Source organism: Leucobacter sp. CX169 (assembly GCF_017161405.1).
Lineage (GTDB): Bacteria > Actinomycetota > Actinomycetes > Actinomycetales > Microbacteriaceae > Cx-87.
In genome coordinates this window covers 391,781-412,770 of sequence record NZ_CP071051.1, presented here as the reverse complement: position 1 = coordinate 412,770, position 20,990 = coordinate 391,781, and the positions used below count along the sequence as shown (strand labels likewise).

Here is a 20,990-nt window from a genome sequence, read left to right as displayed (position 1 = left end):
ATGACCGAAAACACTGCTACCGGGGGCGTCGCGCGAGTGGACGGCGCCTCCGGCACGGATGCGGCAGGGGCGAAGACTCGGGGGCCAAAGAACTGGCGTCCGTTCCTTCTGCTGATACCCGCATTCATGATCGTTACCCTGTTCTTCCTCGCGCCGCTCATCGATGTGTTTATTCGCTCCGTCACCGATCCCGTGCCGGGACTGCAGAACTACGTCTGGCTCTTTAGCACCGAGGCCAACCTCAACGTCGTACTCCGCACCTTCGGAACAGCGATCCTGGTCACCTTCGTGTGCCTGTTGCTTGCCTACCCCTACGCCTACCTGATGACCATCGTGTCGGACCGCACACGCAACATGATGCAGCTCTTCATCATGATGCCGCTGTGGACCTCGATCCTGGTGCGCACCCTCGCCTGGATGGTGTTGCTCCAAGACACCGGACCGATCAACGGCCTACTCGAGGTGTGGTTCGGGATCGGCCCGATCCCGCTGATCCGCACGACGTTCGGCGTCGCCCTCGGCATGAGCCAGGTCTTGCTCCCGTTCATGGTGCTGCCTTTGTACTCATCGATGTCAAAGATCGACAAGCGTCTGTTGCCCGCCGCATCCAACCTCGGGGCAAACCCGGTGACGGCCTTCTTCACGGTGTATCTGCCGCTGTCCAAGCCCGGAATCTTCTCGGGTGGAGTGACGGTCTTCATCCTGGGCCTCGGCTTCTACATCATCCCGGCGTTGCTGGGTTCGTCGAAGGAGATCATGATTTCGGCGCTCATCCAGCAGCAGATCAGCGTCTTCCTCATGTGGGGCCAGGGCACTGCGCTCGGTATTTTTCTGCTCGCCTGCACGATCGCGATCCTCGTCTTGGTGTCGCGATTCAATAGGAACGGCAGTCTGTTCCCGGGGGTGGATCGCTGATGACGACGAAACGGCTGCTCGGCGCATTCGCCGTCATCATCGTGCTGTGGTTGATCCTTCCCACGCTCGTCATCGTGCCGATGTCGTTCAACGAGGCCTCGTCGTTCAACTTCCCGCCCAAGGGGTTCTCGACCAGGTGGTACGAGAACTTCTTCACGGACCCGAACTGGATGAAGGCACTCTTCTCCTCGCTCCAGGTCGCCGTGCTCACCATGGTGATTGCAACGTCGGTGGGCGTGCTCGCTTCCCTGGGCTTGGCAAAGGTGAAGTTTCGCGGGAAGGGCCTGCTTGAGGGCTACTTCCTCCTCCCCCTGATCGTGCCTGGCATTGTGCTCGCAGTCGGCCTCTACTCACTGTTCCTGCGGCTCGACCTCCTGGGCACGCTCCCCGGGTTCGTCCTTGCACACACCATCGTGTCGATGCCGCTCGTGATCACCAACGTGATGGCATCGCTACAGGGGGTTGACCCTCGACTCGAACAGGCCTCGGCAAGCCTGGGTGCAGGGCGGGTACAAACGTTCTTCAGCATTACGTTGCCCTTGATCGCGCCGGGGGTGACTGCGGGTGCACTCTTCGCCTTCGTCACCTCGTTCGATGAAGTAATTCTGTCCCTCTTCATTCAGAGCCCCTCCTTGCAGACGCTGCCAGTGAAAATCTTCAACAGCGTCACGCAAAGCAATGACCCAACAGTGGCCGCGGTGGCGGTAATCACGATGCTCACCTCGGTGATCGTGATGCTCATCGCGCAGTTCGCCACGCGGAAAAGAAAGCGACCGGTAGCGTGAACGCTCTGACACACAACGACAACCCCCTGCCCGAAGGACATGAGCAGGAGCTGCGGACTGAGGGTCTGAACACCTCCGCGATCCACGCCATCGGCGACGCCGGGATCAGCTTGAACTCGGTGACGAAGCGCTACGGCGAGAGCACCGTGGTCGACGAGATCGACCTGGTGATCGAGCCGGGCGAGTTCATGACCTTCCTCGGCCCGTCCGGGTCAGGCAAGACGACCACGCTCAACATGATCGCGGGCTTCACCTCGGTCACGGAAGGCCTGCTGCATATCTATGGCAAGCCCGTGGCGAAGCTCCCACCGCACAAGCGCGACATCGGCATGGTGTTCCAGAACTACGCCCTGTTCCCACACAAGACCGTCGCCGAGAACATCGCGTACCCCCTGCAGCGCCGCAAGCTCAGCAAGGCCGCGCAAAAAGAGAAGGTCGCGACGGCACTCGGCATGGTGCGAATGGGCGACTTCGGAGATCGCTACCCGTCAGAACTCTCCGGCGGCCAGCAGCAGCGAGTCGCTCTGGCGCGAGCGCTCGTGTACGAACCGCGCGTGCTGCTGATGGATGAGCCCCTCGGTGCCCTCGACAAGAAGCTCCGCGAGTGGTTGCAGACCGAGATCAAGCGCATCCACCGCGAGGTGGGATCGACGTTTGTGTACGTGACGCACGATCAGGAGGAAGCACTGTCCATGTCGGACCGCATCGCAGTCTTCAACAACGGCAGGATCGAGCAGGTCGGGACGTCGGAGGACCTGTACGAGGCACCGCAGACGCTGTTTGTCGGGCGGTTCCTCGGCGAGTCCACCGTGCTCCTGGGGAAGGGGATCACGGTTGGCGAGCGACAGACCGCGCTCGAGATCGCCGGGCACCGAGTGGTTGCAGATGGGCAGTCGGCACACGAGAACCTTGCGATCCTCATCCGTCCCGAGAATCTGCGACTAGAGTCCGCGGGCACGCCAATCGGCGAATCACAGAACTCGATTCCTGTCACCATCCTCGACGTCACCTACCTGGGAGCGTCTCGGCGATACACGGTGAGGCTTCCTGACGGCACTGAGGGTGCGGTTCGCCTCGGTCAGGACGCACGCATCCACAACCGCGGGGACAACGTCGCAATGATGTGGGACATATCCTCTGGCGTGCTGCTCGTCGACACCGGCGATGCGGGAGAGTCCGCAACGTAGACGGCGCGGCCGACCAGCAGGATCAGCGCGTCGAAACGGGGAGGATGGGCACACGCCCACCTCCCCGTTTCGATGCGTACTCCTGGGCACTCCCTGAGGTCCATCAATTGATTGACGCGGGGCGCCTCGCCCGCGACGTAGCGTGCAAGATGTGAACACTTCGACCCGTCGGCGCTGGCCGGCCCTCCTCTTGCTCGCGCTGCCGTTGGCGCTCTCCGCCTGCGCGGCCGAGCCCATCGCCACCGAGCAGACGACACCTTCACCGTCCGCGCCGGCTTCGACCCCCTCGCCCACCCCTGCGCCCAAACCCACCGAGGTACCGCCAGAGCTGCCCCAGGCCGAGCTCGACGCTCGCCTCCGCGCCGCGGCCTGGGCCAACGACGTCGACGCCGCGAAACAGCTCATCGAACAGGGCGCCGACGTGAACGCGAAGGACGACACCGTACAGTCCGCGTATCTCATCGCCACGAGTGAGGGCCGGCTCGAGTTGCTGCGCCTCACGCTCGCACACGGCGCGAACGTGCACGACCTCGACAGCTGGGTCGGCACCGGCCTCATCCGCGCCGCGGAGCGTGGGCATTGGGACGTCGTGGGCGAGCTGATCCAAGCGGGAACTCCCCTCGATCACGTCAACCGGATCGGCTACCAGGCGATCCACGAGGCGGTCTGGCTCGGCCGCGACGACCCGACCTACCACGCGACCGTGCGGGTGCTCGTCGCCGGCGGCGTCCAGTTCCAGGCACCCTCCGGATTCGAGGGCCTCACTCCGCTCCAGATGGCCTACTCGAAGGGGTACCCCACCCAGGCCGCGCTGCTCGAGGCGCTTGCGGCCACGCCGCTGCCGGCCGATCCGGTGCCGGCGTTGCTCGCAGCGGCCGCGGTAGGGGACGCGAACGGGGTGGCCCTCGCGCTGCGGGCGGGCGCTCCCGCAGACAGCGTCGACACTCAGGGGCGCAGCGCCCTCGAGATCGCGGAGCACGCGGGGCACCTCGCCTCAGCGCAAGTGATTCGCGCGCTCGGCGGGTAGGCCGCCGATTCGCGCACGACCCAGCTACAGCCGAATGAGCCCGCTCTTGATCGCGCTCGCGACCGCCGCCTGCCGGCTATCGACGTCCAGCTTGGTGAAAATATGGTGCAGATGCGTCTTCACGGTCGCCTCGCTCACCATGAGCTTCGCGGCGAGAGCTCGATTCGCCAGGCCGGCGGCGGCGAGCTCCAACACCTCGAGCTCGCGCCCGGTGAGGACGTCCCCCGGGTGCTGCATCCGTTCGAGCAGCCGCGCCGCGATCGGGCCGGCGAGCGCCGCCGCCCCACCCGCCGCCGCCCGAATCGCCCCGAAGAGTTCGGCCGGGCGGCTGTCCTTGACGAGGTAGCCGACCGCACCAGCCTCGACCGCGCGCACGATGTCCGCGTCCGAGTCGTACGCCGTGAAGACAATGACGCGCGTCTGGGGACAGGCGCGGACGATCTTGCGCGTGGCCGCGATCCCGCCCTCCTCGCCCGAACCGAGGTCCAGGTCCATGAGAACAACGTCAACACTCTCGCGCGTGGCGAGCGCCACCGCGTCTGCCGCGTTCCCAGCATCCGCGACGACCTCGAAGTCGCGCTGCGTCGCGAGCAGCGACTGAATACCGTGGCGCAGCACGGGGTGATCGTCGACGAGCAGGATGCGGATCATGCTGCGCCTTCCGCCGGCTCGTTTCGATGGTTGGGAATCACTCCCGCGACCACCGTGCCGGCACCCGCGGCACTTTCCAGGGTGAACACTCCGCCCAGATTCTCGACCCGCCAAGCCATGGCGCGCAGGCCATACCCGGCACCGCTCGGGTCACGGAGATCAGGATCGAAACCCACGCCGTTGTCGGCGATGTCCACACCCACCGCGTCGCCGAAGAAGGTCAGCGTGAGCTTGCGTGCCGGGGCGTCCGCGTGCTTGTTCGCGTTGATGAGCGCCTCCTGGGCGACGCGCAGCAAGGCATGTGCGGTGGACTCCGCGACCACGCGCTCGTCACCGATGACCTCGACCGACGCGTCGTACTTGCGCCCGAGCTCCTGCATCGAGGCGGCGAGCGGCTCGCGCGCCACCCCGGCCAGAACGAGCCCGTGCATGAGCTGCCGGGTCTCCGTCAGGCTCACCCGCAGTAACTCCTGCGCCTGCACCACCGCGGGAGAAGAGCCTCGCTGCAGCTCCTCCGACTCCAAAAGCAGCAACGCACTTGCGGTGCGCTGGACCACAGTGTCGTGGAGCTCGCTCGCCACCCGCCCGCGTTCGGCCAGTCCGCCCGCCTCTCGCTCCGACTGCGCCAACTGCGCCCGGGTGTCGACGAGCTGGGCGATCAGTTGACGGCCGTCGTCGAGCGACTGGGTGAGCCCACGATAGGCGAGAGTCAGCACAAACCCGCCGAGGAACGGGCCCAGAACCAGCCCGAGGTCCTCGCCCTTCGACATCAGCAGCAGGCCGACGCTCACTGAAATCACGATCAGCGCCGATGCGATCAGCGCCGATGCCCCGCGCAGCACCCGATAGACCGCGACAAAGAGCGCGAACGCGCACCAGCCGTACGAGGGTGCGATGACCACGAGCGGCAGCCAGAGCCCCGTCGCAATCAGGATCCCTGCGCGCTGCCGGGCGAGACCCGCTGCTGCCCGCGCGGCCACGGCGGCGAAGGCGTATGCGGCCCCCGAACCCAGAGCCAACACGAGCACGAGCACGCCGAGCGACCCGAACGGGTGGTTACTGAAGTAGCGGAGTGAGCAGATCAGCAGGAGGGCAGCGAAGCCAATATCCACCGCGAGGTTCATCGCGGCGAGGCCGCGGGCGGCGCGCGCGTCGGGTGAGAGTGGGATGGCCATCGCCCCCAGTATTGCCCACGCCGCGGGCGAATGGATCAATCAATTGATTGAGCGCATGAGGGCCGATCGGTCGATGCGGGGCGGTATTGTGCCGAGGAGAGTGGGTATGCACGACGGAGCACCGCGATCGACTGCGGGGCTCCGGCCCGTTGTACACGGGTATCCACCACAAAGCAGCTGGGATTCACATGACTACGAACCGCACACTGATCGTCACCGCCGCAACGCTTCTGGCCGCATCTGCCGGGCTCGTTGGCTGCACGAGCGCCACGGCGGAGAAGCCGCAAACCTCGGCAGCTGCCGCGACCGTGGTGCACGAGGGCAACACCGTTTCGTCCGCTCGCCTGAGCGCACAGACGGCGACCGTCGCCGCCCAGGCCGCGCTCGCGCAGTGCGAGGCCGACGGTCTAGGCTTCGTGACCGTCGCGGTCGTCGACCGCAATGGCCAGCTGCAGGCGCTGGTGCGCGGCAACAACGCCGCCGAGCACACCATCGAGGCGGCCCAGCAGAAGGCGTACACCTCCGCAGCGTTCGGTGCGAGCACGAGCGACCTAGTGGAGCGCGCGGACGAGAACGGCCTGCACCGCCTCCCCGGCACGCTCTTCATGCCGGGTGGGGTCAGCGTGAAACTCGGCGACGCCTCGATCGCAGGTATCGGGGTTGGCGGGGCACCGTCGGGTATGGCGGACCAACAGTGCGCGGCGGCGGGCCTCGCGGCGATTGAAGCTGAAGTTGCCCTGGCGTAGCAAGCGGGGCAGCGGGCTCCGTCGGGCGGCGATCTCCCTCGCCCTGACCGCGTCCGTCGCGCTGGCCGCCACCGCCTGCGCGGCGGACGCCCCGGCGGCCCCCACGCAGCCGGCGCCCGCGTCCGAGCCGGCGCCGGCACCCATGCCCGCGCCGCCCACCGCCGAGGAGCGCGCATCGGCGACCGCCGCATTGTTCGTCGCAGTGGGCGCGAGCGACGCGCCCGCTGCGGATGCGGCCATCGCGGCGGGGGCGGACCTGGAGAGCCGGAACGAGCTCGGTCAGACCCCGCTCGTCGCGGCGACGAAGGCGAACTCGATCGAGATCGCACTGCTGCTGCTTGACGCGGGCGCCGACCCGAACGCGAAGGACGGCATCGAGGACTCGGCGTTTCTCTACGCCGGCGCCGAGGGATTCAACGAGATCCTCGTGGCGACGCTGGCACACGGAGCCGACGTCAACAGCCTGAATCGATTCGCGGGAACCGCGCTCATCCCCGCAAGCGAACACGCCCACATCGACACGGTGCGGATCCTGATCGATGCGGGGGTGCCGCTCGACCACATGAACAATTTTGGCTGGACCGCCCTGCACGAGGCGATCGTGCTGGGGGACGGCGGGGACGGGGCGGCGCAGGTCGTCCGCATGCTGCTCGAGGCCGGGGCGGACCCGCGGCTGCCCTCGGGCGGCGGGGTTTCGCCCCGAGACCTCGCCGTGAATAGCGGGCGCTGGAACCTCGTCGCGGAGATTGACCGCTTCCTGACGCGATAGAGCCGCTGCAGCGCCCGTAGACTTGCGACGACCGCGGAGGTCATCGCCTGTCCGCGGAATACCGCCGAACCCACGGACGTTGCGAGCTCATATGACCCTCCCTCCCCTCTCTCTGCTCGATCTTGCGTCCGTCGGCGATGACGGGGTGGGCCCAGCGCTTGCCGCGTGCGTCGACGCCGCACAGGTCGCCGAGGCCGCGGGCTATCGCCGCGTTTGGTACGCCGAGCACCACAACATGCCGTCGATCGCATCGAGCGCGACCGCGGTGCTCATCGCCCACGTCGCCGCGCACACGAGCACGATTCGGGTCGGCTCCGGCGGGATCATGCTGCCGAATCACTCCCCACTCGTCATCGCCGAACAGTTCGGCACGCTCGCCGAGCTACACCCGAACCGGATCGACCTCGGGCTCGGCCGCGCCCCCGGTGGCGACGGCGCGACGTTCCGCGCGCTACGCCGCAGTCCGCAGGCCTCCGACAGTTTTCCGCAAGACGTGATCGAGCTGCAGCGCCTCCTCGGGGACGACCTCCCCCGCGACGCCGTGAACGCCTACCCCGGCCGCGGCACCAACGTGCCCCTCACGATCCTGGGCTCGAGCATGTTTGGGGCCAGCCTCGCAGCCCAACTCGGCCTGCCCTACGCGTTTGCGTCGCACTTCGCGCCGCAGGCGTTGCGCGGAGCCGTCGCGCACTATCGCGAGGCGTACCGCCCGAGCGAGGCCCACCCCGAGCCCTACGTGTACACCGCCATCAACGTGGTCGCGGCCGAGACAGACGAAGAGGCGGACGCCCGCTTCGAGCACGTGAAGGTCGACCGGATCCGGCGCTTCCTCTCGCGTGGGCGCGAGCGGGATTTGACCGTTGAAGAGGCCGAGACGCTGCGTGAAACGCCCGCGGGGCAGGAGATTCTCGGCATGCTCACCCACCGCGCCGTCGGCGGCCCCGAGCGCGTGCGCGAACAGCTCGCTGGCTTCGCCGCGTACTCGAATGCCGACGAACTCATCACGGTGCACGCGTCGGCGTCGCTCGAGGAACGCCTCACCTCGATCCGACTCACCGGGGCCGGGTCGGCTTCGTGACCGAGGCTCGTCCGAAGCCCAGGGCCCGTGCGCGCGTCTTGCGCCGTGACCTCGCCTCGGAGTCCGCGATCTACGGCCTCATCCTGGTGTCTGCGCTCCTGATCGTCGTCAGCAGGGGCGACCAGAGTTCCTGGGACACATTCCTCAAGGTCTCGGGCACGGTCGTCGTGTTCTGGGTCGCCCACGTGTTCGCTCATGTCGTCGCACGGCTCAGCGCGTCCGGCGTGCGCGATGAGCAGGCAGGATCCGGCCCGGCGCCCGAACGCACGAACCAATCCCGAGAGCTCAGCGAGTTTCGTGATGCGCTAGGCCACGCGCTCACGCACTCCGCCGGTCTCCTGCTCGCCGCGATCGTGCCCCTCGCCATCATCTTCGCCGGCGTACTCAAGCTCATCAGTGGCGACACCGCGACCTGGGCGGCCCTCTGGGTCGACGTCGCATTGCTCGGCATACTCGGCTACTTCGGCTCGGCCGGCTGGACGAAACGGACCTCGCTGCGCATCGCCGCGAGCGCAGTGACCGCGGCGCTCGGGGTGAGCATCATGCTACTTAAGGCGCTGATTCACTAGCGCCGCCAAAATCGGCTGGCCCGGGCCAGGCTAGAGGCTGGCGACCGTAACGACGCCACGCATCTCCGCGTGGATGGAACACAGGTACGGGAACTCGCCCGGCGCATCGAAAACGTGGGTGTAGCTGCCGTCCCGCATGAGCTCGCTCACGAAGCTCCGGTCGTCGGAGACCACGTCGTGTTTGGCCGTGCCGAGGAACTCCCAGCGCACCGCTTGGCCCGGCTTGATCGTGACCTCAGCCGGCTCGAATCGGTTGTCCGATACCTGCACGGTGACGGCGATGTCTTTCGCGTCGTCGTCGGAAGGCACGGGGGTGAGTTCGGTCGGCGCGCAGCCCACGAGCAGGGCGGCGGCGCCAAGTCCGGCGATCCCAACTCCAGTGAGGAACGCGCGGCGGCCGATGAGCTCGCTCATCGAACGTGCAGCGCCCGGGCGGCGTCACCCATCGATCCGGTGAGTGACGGGTAGACCGTAAAGGCCGACGCGACCTGATCAACGGTGAGACGATGTTCAACCGCGAGCGCGAGCGCGAAGATCAGCTCGCTCGCCTTCGGGGCGACGACCACGCCGCCGACGACCACGCCCGATCCCTGCGAGGCGTAGATCTTGACGAAGCCGTCGGTGATGCCGAGCATCTTGGCGCGCGGGTTGATCGCGAGCGGGAGCTTCTGCATCACGGTGCGCGAGATGTCCTGCGCCTCGGCGACATCCTGCTCGCTCCAGCCGACCGTGGCGATCTCGGGCTGAGTGAACACGTTCGAGGCGACGTTGTTCAGGTCGATCGGGCGCACGAAGTCACCGAGCGCGTGCATGATCGCGGTGCGCCCCTGCATCGCGGCGACCGAGGCCAGCGGGAAGAAGTTCGTGCAGTCGCCTGCCGCGTAAATCGACGGCACCGAGGTGCGCGCGACCTTGTTCACCTGGATGTGGCCGCTCTCAGTGAGCTGCACGCCCGCGGCACGCAGTCCGATGCCTGTGGTGTTCGGGATGGAGCCGACCGCCATGAGGCAGTGCGAGCCCTCGACGACGCGGCCGTCGGCGAGCTCGACGCGCACACCGGTCTCGGTGCGCGTGACCGACTCGGCCCGCGACTTGTTCAGCACGTGCATGCCGCTGCGCTTGAAGACCTTCTCGATCACCGCGGCGGCGTCGGAGTCCTCACCAGGCAACACCTGGTCGCGGCTCGACACGAGGGTGACCTCGGCGCCGAGCGCGCGGTAGGCGCTGGCGAACTCGGCTCCGGTGACGCCCGATCCGACAACAATGAGGTGCTCGGGAATCGCCTTCAGGTCGTAGAGCTGGGTCCACGTCAGAATGCGTTCGCCGTCGGGCTTTGCCGAGTCGAGTTCGCGGGGGCTCGCGCCGACCGAGACGACGATCGTGTCGGCCTCGAGGCGCTCAAAGTCGGTGCCATCTGTGCCGAGCGCGGTCGAGACGATCACAGCGTCGGGGCCGTCGAGGCGCCCCTCGCCTTGCACGACGCGCACGCCAGCCTCGGTGAGAGTTGCGAGCATGTCGGTCGACTGCGCGCCAGCCATCGCGATGAGGCGCTGGTTAACCGCGGCGAGATTGACCGCGATTTCGGGGCGGATGGGGTGACCCCCCTGTCCGGGCAGGAAGGCCTGCACGCCGAGCGTCCCGGCGCCCTGCACCGCGCTCACGGCCTCGGCCGTCGCGATCAGGCTCTTCGAGGGGACGACGTCGGTCAGCACGGCAGAGCCGCCGACCCCCGCCCGCTCGACCAGGGTGACCTCTGCGCCGAGCTGCGCGCCCGCGAGGGCCGCCTCGTACCCGCCAGGGCCGCCGCCAAGGATTGCGATTCGGTGCTTGCGTTCGAACGGGTTCGCCATGGCGTCAGTCTACCGCCGTCCGGTGCGCGGCAGCAGACGCGAGCGCCGCACACCTATGCCAACGGGCGCGGGACTTCTTCGTTTGCAAACTGCACGCTCGGCTCGGTGGCCGGTTCCGAGGCCCGCGACCACCTTTCTCCCCGTCGAGACGTCTCAATCTGCTGCATCAATTCAATCCAAGCAGCAGATTGCGACCCCTCGAGGGCGGGGTCGGCGGGGGTTTCGAGGGCCAGGGACGAAGAAGGTCCAGGGACGAAGAAGGTCCAGGGACGAAGAGCGCGAAACAGAAAAGTGCCGCCGACCGCGAGAGCGATCGGCGGCACGGATCCTGCCGGAGCGAACGAACCTAGCCGAAGACGACCTTTCCGTCGACGATCGTCGCCACGATCGCGAGATCGGGCAGCGCGTCGGCGTCGGTCAGGACCGGATCCTGCGCCCACACCGTGAAGTCCGCGACCATTCCGGGCGCGAGCGCGCCGCGGTCCAAGTGACCCCGGGCCTCTGCCGGCCAGAGCGTGTACGCCAGCAGCGCTTCCTCGCCGCTCAGGCGCTCGCCCGGCTCGAACACGCGGGCGTTCGGGTCGCCGGGGGTGTGACGCCCGCGCGCCCACGCCATGCCGAGGCGCGGGTCGTACTGCGCGACCGGCCAGTCCGAGCCAAGCACCAGGGTGGCGCCGACGTCGAGCACGCTGCGCGCGCGGTAGCCCGTCGCGTCGCGGCCCTCGCCGAGGCGCACCGTCCAGTTGTCGCTGCCGTCAGCCGCGCGCCACTGCATGTGCAGCGGCTGCATCGACGCGGTGACGCCCGAGCCCTTCAACTGCTCGAGGTCGCTGTCCGCGAGCACCTCGAGGTGCTCGATCGAGTGGAACGGCAGCCCGTCCCGCTGGGGCAACGCCGCATATACGTCGAGCACCTGGCTGACGGCGTAGTCACCGACCGCGTGGGTCGCGATGAGCATTCCCGCGTCGTGGTAGGCCTGAACCACCTCGACGTACCGGTTCCAGTCGGGCCAGAACCCGGCACGGCCATCGCCGCACGCGTCGACCGTGTGCAGCCAGGCGGTGCCAGTATCGACCACGCCGTCGCTGAACAGCTTGATCGCACCGGCCTGCCACAGGCGGCCTCGGCGATCCTTCCCCGCGATGATGCGCGCGACCTCGGCGTCGTCGGCATCGACGGTGTGCCAGTGGTGCACGGTGAAGCGCTGGATGAGCTGTCCGCGTGCCTCGAGCTCCGCGAGCACCTCGATGGTGCCCGCGTTGCCGTCCATGATTGCGCCGCCCGTGAGCCCGACCGCTGCAAGGCGCTCGAGCATTTCGCGGTTCGCTTCGAGGGTCTCTTCCGCGCTGAGCACCGGCGCCGCGGCGAGTACGAACTGATAGGCGCTCGGCTCGCGCAGCTCGCCCGTGGGCACGCCATCCGCGTCGACGACGATCTCGCTCGCGTCCTCGAAGTGCTGCGCGCCAGTGACGCCGGCGGCCTCGAGGGCCGCGCGAGTCACGAGCGCCGTGTGCATGTCGTAACACATGAGCGCCGTGGGGCGGCCGCCCACGGCCTCCTCGATGAGCGAGGCGAGCATGCCGGTCTCCTCGAACGGCTCGTACTCGAGGTTCCAGCCGCGCACCCAGCGGTCCACGGGCACGCGCTCCGCCTCAGCAGCAAGTGCTGCGCAGATCTCGGCAACGGTCTCGAGCCCGCCCAGGTTCACTCCGGCCGTCACCTCGGCGGCCCACACCGGGTGGGTGTGGCCGTCGAAGAGTCCGGGAGTGACGGTCGCGCCAGCGAGATCGCGCACCTCGATGCCGGCGGTCTCAGCCGCCTCGCGCACCTCGGCGTCGCTGCCGACGAGTCGGATCCTGCCGTCAACCGCGAGGATCGCGGTCGCGTCGCCGTGATCGGCCGTGTTGGTGCGCAGCCGCGCGCCGACGATCGCGAGGTCTCCCCCGCGCGGCTCCTGCGTCGTCATCGTCGGCCCTCGCTAATCGTTAATCGTCGTGTAGTGCTTACGCACGGCGACGGGAACGTCCCAGACGCCGACCCACCCGGACGGCATCGCGACCATGTCGCCCGCGCGGTAGGTGATCGGTTCCTCACCCGCACCGGTAATCGTTGCCTCACCCGAGATAATGGTGCAGATCTCCGAGTAGCCCTCGCGCGTTGCCGTGAAGCTGCCCGCGTTGGACTCCCACAGTCCGGTCTCAACACGGCCGTTGGTCCAGAGAACCAGGGTCGCCTCGGTCATGCCGGGGGTGGTCGCGGTCGGCTTCGGGGCGTGCGCCCCCAGGTCGGCCGCGGCCGGGTTGAGCAGTGCGTGCGTGCTGGTATCAGTCATAAAAATCGATCTTCTCTACTCGTGTGGCGGCTCGGCTCCCTCGCCTAGCCGCGCCCCGTAACAACGTCTGCAATGTGCGCGATCGGCGAGGTCGTCTCTCGCCCGTTCAGCTCCGCCCGATCCGCCATTCCATAGGCAGCATACAGACCCTTGGTAGCGAGCCAGCGCAGCGGCTCCGGCTCCCACTTGCGCACCTTGTGGTTGACCCACGGCAGCGTCGTCAGTTCGGTCTTGTTCCCCAGGATCAGGTCGGTGATCGTGCGGCCCGAGAGGTTCGTCGTAGTGACGCCAGTGCCGACGTACCCGCCGCCCCAGGCAATTCCCGTCTCGCGGTCGAGACCGACGGTCGCGGCCCAGTCTCGCGGCACACCCAGCACGCCAGACCACACGTGGTCGATGGCCGCTCCTTGCGTCGCGGGGAAGAAGCGGTGCAGGATCTCGCTGAGGGTCTTGGCCGTTTCCTCAGGCGTATTGCCGTCGAGGTCGGTCTTCGAGCCGAACTTGTAGGGCACCCCACGGCCGCCGATGGCGATGCGGTCGTCAGCGGTGCGCTGCGCATACATGTAGACGTGAGCGAAGTCGCCGAGCACCTCGCCCTGGCTCCAGTTCAGCTCGTCCCACACGCTCTGCGCGAGCGGCTCGGTCGCGATCAGCGACGAGTTCATCGGCAGCCAGAGGCGCTTCAGGCCCTTGAGGCCGGCGGTGAAGCCCTCGGTCGCGCGCACAATGTAGTCGGCCGAAACCGTCCCGTGCGTGGTGCGCACGCGGTGTGGTGTGATCTCTTCGGCGCGCGTGTTCTCGTAGATCTCGACGCCCATGCGCTCGACCGTGTCGGCCAGGCCCTTGGCGAGCTTTGCGGGCTGGATCCGCGCGCTGTGCGGGTGCCAGACGGCGGCACGCGTGTTCGCGACGTTGATCTTGGCCTTTGCCTCGCTCGCCTCGAGCAGTTGCAGATCGGTGGACTTCCACGCCTGCTCGGCCGCCGCGAACCCGCGAATGCGCGCCTCCTGGGCCGGGGTGTAAGCGACGTTGAACTCGCCACCCTTCTTGATGTCGGCGTCGATGCCCTCTGCCGCGGCGACCCGGATGACCTCGTCGACCGTGTCGTTCATCGCCCGCTGGAACCGCTCGGCGGCGTCCCGTCCGTGCGACTTGACGTACTGCTCACGGCCACCGGTGATCGCGTTCGTCAACCAGCCGCCGTTGCGACCCGAGGCGCCATAGCCCACGTGGCGCTGCTCAATAATGACGACGCGAAGCTCAGGCTTTGCCTGCTTCAGGTAGTAGGCCGTCCACAGGCCCGTGTAGCCGGCGCCGACGATAGCGACGTCCGCGGTCAGGTCCCCGGGCAGCGCAGGCCGCGACTGGGGTGCCCCGATGTCCTGCCACCAGTGGGACACGTTGCCGTTAATCATGGTGCTTCTTTCTCTTGTGTGCGTCGTTGCGTGAAATCTGGGTAGAACTATGCGGGGAGTACCGTGACGCGCTCCGGGCGCCACGCGAGCTGGGCCGGGGTATTCGCTTCGCCGAGCCAGTCGAGCTGCAGGACACCGCGAATCACGCCGGCGTTCTCGTCGGCAAGCACGATCTCGTGCTTCCACCCCGAACCGAGGTACACCGACTGGCGAACCGTGACGGAAATGCTGTCGTACCCTGCGGGAATCTCTGCGCCCGCGGGGAACAGCTCGCCGTTCTCAGGCCGCACGACGGTGACCGTCTTGCCGTTCGGGTCGCCGATGATGGTCGACTCCCCAATGAACTCGGCGACGAAGCGTGTCGCGGGAGTCTCGTAGAGCTCCTTCGCTGTGCCGACCTGTTCGATGCGGCCCTCGTTGAACACCGCGATCCGGTCGGAGAGCGTGAGCGCCTCCTCCTGATCGTGTGTAACAAACACGAAGGTGCGCCCGACCTCGCGGTGGATGCGGCGCAGCTCGAGTTGCAGGCGTTCGCGGAGATTCTTGTCGAGCGCGCCGAGCGGCTCGTCAAGCAACAGCACTTTGGGCTCGAAGACGAGGGCCCGAGCGAGCGCCACGCGCTGCTGCTGGCCGCCCGAGAGCTCCGCCGGGAAGCGATCCTCAAAGCCCGCAAGGCCCGCGGTCTCGAGTGCCTTGCGCACCATGGTTGCCGCGGTGGCCTTCTGCACCTTGCGACGCGCGAGTGGGAACGCGACGTTGTCGAAGACGCTCATGTGCGGGAACAGGGCGTAGTGCTGGAACACGATGCCGAGGTCGCGTTTGTGCACGGGCACGTCGTCCATGCGCTCGCCGTCGATCCGAACGTTTCCGGTCGTCAGGTCGGTGAAGCCCGCGATCAAGTTCAGCGTCGTGGTCTTGCCCGAGCCCGAAGGGCCGAGGAAGGTCAGGAACTCGCCGGCCTTGACGGTCAGGTTGATGTTGTCGAGGGCGATCGACTTGGGGTAGTGCTTGGAGACGCCGTCGAGACGAATCTCGGCTCCGCGGCTAGCTTGCTCGTGGACCACGCTTTTTCCTTCCGGAGAGGCTCAGACCCAGGATGACCAGGGCCGTGGTGATGAGGAGAATGACGGTGGCGGCTGCCGCCAGCGTCGGGTCGGTGTCGCGCGTCACGCTCGAGTACATGAGCACCGGGAGGGTGTTCAAGTACGGGCTCTTGATGAAGAGCGAGAGCATAACCTCGTCAAACGAAGTCACGAAGGCGAAGAGCGCCCCCGAGACCATGCCGGGGACGATGTTCGGCAGGGTGACTTTGAAGAAGGTGGTCACCCGGCTCGCCCCGAGGCTCATGGCCGCGAGTTCCAGCCGGGAATCGAAGCCCGCGAAGCCCGCGGTGATCGCGACCACCGTGAACGGCAGCGCCAGCACGGTGTGCGCGAGGACGAAACCGATCAGGGTACCCACGAGTCCGGCCTTCAGGAACACCGCGTAGAGGCCGATTGCGACGACAATGCCGGGGACGACCATCGGGGCGAGCATGCCGGCGGTCAGTCCGGCGGCGAGCTTCTTGTTCGTCATCCGGCGCAGGCCGAGGGAGGCGAGCAGGCCAAGCACGGTGGCCACGACAGCGACCAGCACGCCGATGAGCAGCGAGTTGCCGAGTGCCATCGTCCAGGCCGGGTCAGTAAAGAACGATTCGTACCACCGGAGTGACCAGCCCGAGGGCGGGAAGACGAGCGAGACCTTGTCGGTGAAGCTCAGGGGAATCACGATCAGGCTCGGGGCGACCAGCCAGATCGAGACCAGGCCGGCCAGAATCCAGAGGATGGTCTTGGTGAGGGGATGTGCTTTCAACATTAGAAGACCTTCACCGCAATTCCGCGCTTGCTTCCGAGCTTGGAGACGAGACCGATGATCCCGAGCAACAGCAGGGTGATCACCAGCAGGATCACGCCGAGCGCGCCGCCTCGACCCCACTGCAGCAGGCCGCTGACCTGCGCGTAGATGGACTGAGCGAGCATGCTGTCAGACGGGGATCCGAGGAGCGCCGGAGTCACGTAGAAGCCGAGCGCCTGGATAAACACGAGCAGCGATCCCGCCGCGATCCCGGGGATCGAGAGCGGCACGAAGACCCGCATGAAGGCGCTGAACGGGCTTGCCCCGAGGGAACGCGCCGCGGTGACGAGGCGCAGATCGATGCCGCTCATGACGGCGTACAGCGGCAGGACCATGAAGGGCATGAGCACCTGGCTCAGGCCGATGATCACGCCAGTGTTCGTGCGCAACAGTTCGAGCGGGCCGATGCCGATGAGGCCGAGCAGCGAGTTTACGACGCCACCGTCCTGCAGCAGAACGATCCAGGCGAACGTGCGGATCATGAGCGACGTCCAGAAGGGGATGAGCGCGATCACGATCAGGACGGCGCGAGCCCGCTTCCCGACGATGGTCATGAGGTAGGCGTACGGGTACGCGAGCACGAGGCAGACCACGGTCGCAATGAGGCCGTTCCCGAAGGTACGGCCGATCACGGCCAGGTTGTTCTTGTTTGAGAGCGCCCACACATAGTTGTCCATGCCGGGCACTGGCTCGGTGAAGCTGCGGACCATGCTTTCCAGCACGGGGTACGCAAAGACACCAATCAAGAGGGCGTACGCGGGCAGCAGCAGGAGCAGCGCCCGCCCCGAGGAGCGGAGCTTTGGTCGCTCGCGCCCCCCGAGGAGTGCGGTCTCAGTCATGAGTTAGCCCTGCATCCATTCGAGCCAGCGCTCGAGCTCAGCATCGTAGTTCTTCGCCCACCAGCTCGCGTCGGTCGGAACGAGCTGCTCGGCGATCTCGGGGTTGGTGATGAGGTACTCGTTGCCGAGCTCGCTGAGCTCCGGCTTCGCGTCCATGTGCACCGGCGAGTACGAGGTGATCTCGGTGAGGCGTGCCTGCGGGTCGGCGCCGAGGTAGAAGTTGATGTACGCGAAGGCCGCCTCGGGGTTCTTGGCGTTCTTCGGGACAGCGAGTGCGTCAGCAATGACGAGCGCCTGGTTCCAGACGGGCTTGTAGTTCGCGCCGTTCTCGGCAGCGCCGAAGGCGCGGCCCGACCAGACGATCGCCATGTCCGCTTCGCCCGTTTCGAGCATCTGCTGCGACTCGGCGCCGGTCTTCCAGTAGATCAGCGAGTCCTTGATGGTGTCGAGCTTCTGGTACGCGCGATCCATGTCGAGGGGGTAGAGCTCGTCTGCGGGAACGCCATCGGCGAGCAGCGCGGCCTCGTAGACGCCGGGGCCGATGTCCTCGAAGCCAGCGATCGCGCGCTTGCCCGGGAACTTCTCGGTGTCGAAGAAGTCAGCCCAGCTCGTGGGGGTGTCCGAGAACTTGTCGTCGTTGTACATGAAGACGTTGGCGTACTGCATTGCGGGGACGTAGCAGTCGCCGACGAGGCCCTCGGGGATGTTCGAGGTGTCGACGATGGTGGTGTCGAGGTCCATCAGGAGGCCCTCTTCGCCGCAGTTCTTGTCTGCCCAGATGATGTCGGTGTCGACGATGTCCCAGGTGACTGCGTTGTTGTCGACCTGAGCTTTGATCTTCGCGTACTCGGTCGGTCCGTCGTCAAGCATGGTGGCGCCCGACGCCTTCGCGAAGGGCACCGAAGCCGCCTCGACCTGGCCCTCCTGGTAGAGGCCGCCCCAGGAGGCGAGGGTCAGAGTGAGTCCCTTGAGGGCCCCCTCCTTGACGGTGCCGGCGACTGCCGGTCCGCTGCCGAGGTCAACCTCGACGGCCTGCTGGGCGCCGGAGCAGCCCGCCAGGAGTCCTGCAACCGCGAGGCCGGAAACGGCCAGCGCGATCTTGCGGTGCTTCGTGGACATGGTGATCTCCTTCGATCGGGGTGGAGTGGGTGGGGAGAGAAAGTAGTTAGGGCTCGGCCCGGTGGATCGCTTCAGCCTCGGTGGGAGGGCTGTTGATCCAGAGCACTTCGGCGATGCCGTCGGACTCGTTGACCATCCGGTGCGGCATCGAGCTGAGGAACTCGATCGAGTCGTCCTTGTGCATGACGTAACGCTCGTCGCCCAGCTCGAGGGTGATCGTGCCCGCTACGACGACGAAGAACTCCTGCGCGTTCCCATGGGTGTAGGCGTCGGGGCCGGTGCTGCCGCCGGGCGCAAAGCTTCCGGCGTAGACCTCGAGGTTTCGCAGCGGAGCCAGCGATACGACGAACTTCTCGGCGCCCTCGAGTGGCAGCGTCGGCCGGTCGGCCGCGCGCAGCACCCCGCGGGTGTGGCCCGTCGATGCGTCGAGCAGGGTCGCCGGGGTGACCCCCAACGCGCCGGCGATCTTGCGCAGTGAGGCCACGCTCGCGTTCGTCCGGCCATTCTCGAGCTGACTCAAAAAGCTCGGGCTGACTCCGGCCGCTGCGGCGAGCGCGCGCATGCTGAGGCCGCGGAGCTCGCGGAACTGCGCGACCCGCTCACCAAGATCTCGTTCGACACTCATTACTCAGAAACCCTCGTTGCTTTCCGTGTGTTCTGTTCAGTGGCGGCTTTGCCCATACTGAACAGTCAATCCCGATGACTGAACACTGTGTTCAGTCGATCTGCCACCAACGTACAGTGAAAGTCGGGATCGGCACAACTTGGGTGCGAACCGCCCAGCCCGTCCGCCCCCATCTCAAATACACTTTCCCCATGAGCGACGCACCCGCAACCGACCCCACCGCCCTCGCAACCGAAGCCGCCCGCGTGCTCGCGGAACTCAGCGGCGTCCCGCGCCACGATCTCGCGCTCGTGCTCGGCAGCGGCTGGGGCAAGGCCGCGGGCCTCCTCGGCGAGGTCGTCTCCGAGATTCCGGCCGAGCAGGTCCCGGGCTTCCACGCTTCCGCAGTCGCGGGTCACGGCGGGAAGCTCACTTCGATCAGGCTGCCCGACGGGCGCCACGCCCTCGTCATTGGCGCGCGCACCCACTTCTACGAGGGCCACGGCGTGCGTGCGGTCGTGCACGGCGTCCGCACTGCGGCGGCGGCGGGCGCGAAGATCCTCATCCTCACGAACGGCGCCGGGGGCCTCGACCCCAAGTTCGCCGCGGGCGAGGCGGTCCTCATTAGCGACCACCTCAACCTCACCGCCACCTCGCCCATCGAGGGCGCAAACTTCGTCGACCTGACCGATCTGTACTCGCAGCGCCTCCGCGACCTCGCGCGCACTGCCGTCCCCGAACTGCAGGAGGGCGTCTACGTCCAGCTGCCCGGACCGCACTACGAGACCCCTGCCGAGGTGCGCTACCTCCAGATCATCGGCGGCCAGACCGTCGGCATGTCCACCGCGCTCGAGGCGATCGCGGCGCGTCAGGCTGGCATGGAGATTCTCGGTTTCTCGTTCGTCACGAACCTGGCCGCGGGCATCCAGGAGACCCCGCTCAGCCACGAGGAGGTCCTCGAGGCGGGCCGTGCGGCAGAGGGACGACTCGGCGAGTTGCTCGCGGGAGTGATTAGCCGCCTGTAGCGGGCGCGCGCTCCCCCGCGCCGCGCTGGGAGACGCTGTAGTCCTCTTTCAGAATCTCGAGGTGCAGCCAGGTGCTGAGCCCGGCGACCCACGCCTGATGCCGCACCTCGGCGATGAAGCGCTGGGCCGCAGCAAGCGTCGGGAACTGCGTCGTGCCCAAAACACCCCAGTCGCCAACCGCCGTCGCTACGAAGTCCGCGCCGAGCAGAATGAGCTCGGCCGCGGCCTGATCGGCAGATCCGATGTGCTGCACGCCGAAGCCGAGTGTCACTGCCCGGCCGGTGTCGCGGGTCGGCACCGCGACCACGCGCACAATATCTGCGCCGAAGAGGCGGCCGAGCCGGTGCCGCACCGACCCCTCGGGCAGCCCGAGCTCGGTCGCGAGCGCTCGCACGGACGCCCGCCCATCCCGCTCGAGCGCGGACGCGAGCCGGATGTCGGTGGCGTCGAGCCGGTCGGGCTCGTCGCTGGCGCGGACGGGCGCGTAGACGTTGCGGTGCACCCGGTCGTAGAGGTGCACGCCGCTGTTCAGCACGGCAGGGTGCGAGCGCACTCGGTCAAGCAGCTCGGCGAGCTCGGTCCGGTCCCGGCAGCGCAGTTGCGCGCAGATGGCGGTTTCCCCGGTCGTGAGCGACACGAACGTGGTGAGCGGCGAGGCGACCAGCTCTGCGGCGAGCGCCTCCGCGCCGCCGCGCACCGCCAGCACGAGGTGCCCTTCCACTGCAAAGCCGAACTGTAGCGGCGAGACACTCGTGGTGAAGCGCAACTGCTCATCGGCAATCAACCCACGCGCGATCTCCGACACCTGCGCCCGTCCGAGCCCCGTGCGGGCGGCGAGCGCGGAGAACGAGATTCTGCCGTCTCGTCGCAAAGCCGTGATGACGCGCTCTTCGGGAGAGTCGTGCGGGGCGGCGGGAGGCATCACCCTGACAGTATTGCAGCAAATCACGACGAGTTCGGCAAATATGTTTACGCTGCCCGGCAGAACTCAGCTAGAGTCGTCAAAGAATT

22 protein-coding genes are annotated in these 20,990 nt (G+C 67.3%); 9 read left to right on the top strand and 13 right to left on the bottom strand.

Going from position 1 to position 20,990, the window contains the following annotated elements:
* The 4 genes from JW030_RS01755 (at position 1) to JW030_RS01740 (ending at position 3,914) form a co-directional block, all read left to right on the top strand.
* Positions 1-915 carry an ABC transporter permease gene (locus tag JW030_RS01755; protein ID WP_188045979.1) on the top strand — a complete coding sequence of 305 codons (915 nt, stop codon included), beginning with the start codon at positions 1-3 and terminating at the stop codon, positions 913-915.
* Positions 915-1,700: an ABC transporter permease gene (locus JW030_RS01750; protein WP_188045980.1), complete on the top strand. Its 786-nt coding sequence runs from the start codon at positions 915-917 to the stop codon at positions 1,698-1,700. The genes JW030_RS01755 and JW030_RS01750 overlap by 1 nt, the downstream gene beginning before the upstream one ends.
* Complete coding sequence (locus tag JW030_RS01745; RefSeq protein ID WP_241095504.1) at positions 1,697-2,887, top strand: ABC transporter ATP-binding protein; 1,191 nt, start codon at positions 1,697-1,699, stop codon at positions 2,885-2,887. The genes JW030_RS01750 and JW030_RS01745 overlap by 4 nt, the downstream gene beginning before the upstream one ends.
* Before the next feature lie 151 nt (positions 2,888-3,038).
* Positions 3,039-3,914: an ankyrin repeat domain-containing protein gene (locus tag JW030_RS01740; RefSeq protein ID WP_188045981.1), complete on the top strand. Its 876-nt coding sequence runs from the start codon at positions 3,039-3,041 to the stop codon at positions 3,912-3,914.
* Between the two features lie 24 nt (positions 3,915-3,938).
* Here JW030_RS01740 and JW030_RS01735 read toward each other — a convergent pair whose 3' ends face one another.
* Together JW030_RS01735 and JW030_RS01730 are read right to left on the bottom strand one after the other, a co-directional pair.
* Positions 3,939-4,565: a response regulator transcription factor gene (locus JW030_RS01735; RefSeq protein ID WP_188045982.1), complete on the bottom strand. Its 627-nt coding sequence runs from the start codon at positions 4,563-4,565 to the stop codon at positions 3,939-3,941.
* Positions 4,562-5,740, bottom strand: coding sequence for a sensor histidine kinase (locus JW030_RS01730; protein ID WP_188045983.1), 1,179 nt, complete (start codon positions 5,738-5,740; stop codon positions 4,562-4,564). Before JW030_RS01730 ends, JW030_RS01735 begins: the two co-directional genes overlap by 4 nt.
* Before the next feature lie 188 nt (positions 5,741-5,928).
* On the opposite strand from JW030_RS01730, the gene JW030_RS01725 reads away from it, so the two are divergent.
* The 4 genes from JW030_RS01725 (at position 5,929) to JW030_RS01710 (ending at position 8,902) form a co-directional block, all read left to right on the top strand.
* Positions 5,929-6,486 carry a heme-binding protein gene (locus JW030_RS01725; protein WP_188045984.1) on the top strand — a complete coding sequence of 186 codons (558 nt, stop codon included), beginning with the start codon at positions 5,929-5,931 and terminating at the stop codon, positions 6,484-6,486.
* Positions 6,473-7,255, top strand: a complete 783-nt coding sequence (locus JW030_RS01720) for an ankyrin repeat domain-containing protein (protein ID WP_241095503.1) — start codon at positions 6,473-6,475, stop codon at positions 7,253-7,255. Before JW030_RS01725 ends, JW030_RS01720 begins: the two co-directional genes overlap by 14 nt.
* A gap of 91 nt (positions 7,256-7,346) precedes the next feature.
* Complete coding sequence (locus JW030_RS01715) at positions 7,347-8,333, top strand: LLM class flavin-dependent oxidoreductase (protein ID WP_188045985.1); 987 nt, start codon at positions 7,347-7,349, stop codon at positions 8,331-8,333.
* On the top strand, positions 8,330-8,902 hold the full coding sequence (locus JW030_RS01710; RefSeq protein ID WP_188045986.1) for a hypothetical protein: 573 nt from the start codon (positions 8,330-8,332) through the stop codon (positions 8,900-8,902). The genes JW030_RS01715 and JW030_RS01710 overlap by 4 nt, the downstream gene beginning before the upstream one ends.
* Positions 8,903-8,932: 30 nt before the next feature.
* On the opposite strand, the gene JW030_RS01705 is transcribed toward JW030_RS01710, so the two are convergent.
* The 10 genes from JW030_RS01705 to JW030_RS01660 all read right to left on the bottom strand — a co-directional run bounded on the left by JW030_RS01705 (position 8,933) and on the right by JW030_RS01660 (position 18,975).
* Positions 8,933-9,316 (bottom strand): cupredoxin domain-containing protein, encoded by a 384-nt coding sequence (locus JW030_RS01705; RefSeq protein WP_188045987.1) that lies wholly within the window; start codon positions 9,314-9,316, stop codon positions 8,933-8,935.
* Complete coding sequence (locus JW030_RS01700; protein ID WP_188045988.1) at positions 9,313-10,752, bottom strand: NAD(P)H-quinone dehydrogenase; 1,440 nt, start codon at positions 10,750-10,752, stop codon at positions 9,313-9,315. Before JW030_RS01700 ends, JW030_RS01705 begins: the two co-directional genes overlap by 4 nt.
* A 346-nt stretch (positions 10,753-11,098) precedes the next feature.
* Complete coding sequence (locus tag JW030_RS01695; protein WP_188045989.1) at positions 11,099-12,718, bottom strand: amidohydrolase; 1,620 nt, start codon at positions 12,716-12,718, stop codon at positions 11,099-11,101.
* A gap of 12 nt (positions 12,719-12,730) precedes the next feature.
* A complete protein-coding gene (locus tag JW030_RS01690) occupies positions 12,731-13,084 on the bottom strand; it encodes a cupin domain-containing protein (RefSeq protein WP_188045990.1) in 354 nt (117 codons plus the stop codon).
* Positions 13,085-13,128: 44 nt separating this feature from the next.
* Positions 13,129-14,499 (bottom strand): FAD-binding oxidoreductase, encoded by a 1,371-nt coding sequence (locus JW030_RS01685; protein ID WP_188045991.1) that lies wholly within the window; start codon positions 14,497-14,499, stop codon positions 13,129-13,131.
* Positions 14,500-14,546: 47 nt separating this feature from the next.
* Positions 14,547-15,563 (bottom strand): ABC transporter ATP-binding protein, encoded by a 1,017-nt coding sequence (locus JW030_RS01680; RefSeq protein WP_188045992.1) that lies wholly within the window; start codon positions 15,561-15,563, stop codon positions 14,547-14,549.
* Positions 15,544-16,353 (bottom strand): ABC transporter permease, encoded by an 810-nt coding sequence (locus tag JW030_RS01675; protein WP_188045993.1) that lies wholly within the window; start codon positions 16,351-16,353, stop codon positions 15,544-15,546. The genes JW030_RS01680 and JW030_RS01675 overlap by 20 nt, the downstream gene beginning before the upstream one ends.
* Positions 16,353-17,231, bottom strand: a complete 879-nt coding sequence (locus JW030_RS01670; RefSeq protein ID WP_188045994.1) for an ABC transporter permease — start codon at positions 17,229-17,231, stop codon at positions 16,353-16,355. The genes JW030_RS01675 and JW030_RS01670 overlap by 1 nt, the downstream gene beginning before the upstream one ends.
* Positions 17,232-17,234: 3 nt before the next feature.
* Positions 17,235-18,350, bottom strand: coding sequence for an ABC transporter substrate-binding protein (locus JW030_RS01665; RefSeq protein ID WP_188045995.1), 1,116 nt, complete (start codon positions 18,348-18,350; stop codon positions 17,235-17,237).
* A gap of 46 nt (positions 18,351-18,396) precedes the next feature.
* The gene (locus JW030_RS01660; protein ID WP_188045996.1) at positions 18,397-18,975 is read right to left on the bottom strand and encodes an XRE family transcriptional regulator; all 579 of its coding nucleotides are present in this window, start codon (positions 18,973-18,975) and stop codon (positions 18,397-18,399) included.
* A 191-nt stretch (positions 18,976-19,166) separates the two neighbouring features.
* Here JW030_RS01660 and JW030_RS01655 point away from each other — a divergent pair, with 191 nt between their 5' ends.
* Positions 19,167-19,979, top strand: a complete 813-nt coding sequence (locus JW030_RS01655) for a purine-nucleoside phosphorylase (protein ID WP_188045997.1) — start codon at positions 19,167-19,169, stop codon at positions 19,977-19,979.
* Here JW030_RS01655 and JW030_RS01650 read toward each other — a convergent pair.
* The gene (locus JW030_RS01650; RefSeq protein ID WP_241095600.1) at positions 19,966-20,901 is read right to left on the bottom strand and encodes an AsnC family transcriptional regulator; all 936 of its coding nucleotides are present in this window, start codon (positions 20,899-20,901) and stop codon (positions 19,966-19,968) included. The two genes, JW030_RS01655 and JW030_RS01650, sit on opposite strands and share 14 nt — an antisense overlap.
* Positions 20,902-20,990: the final 89 nt, after the last annotated feature.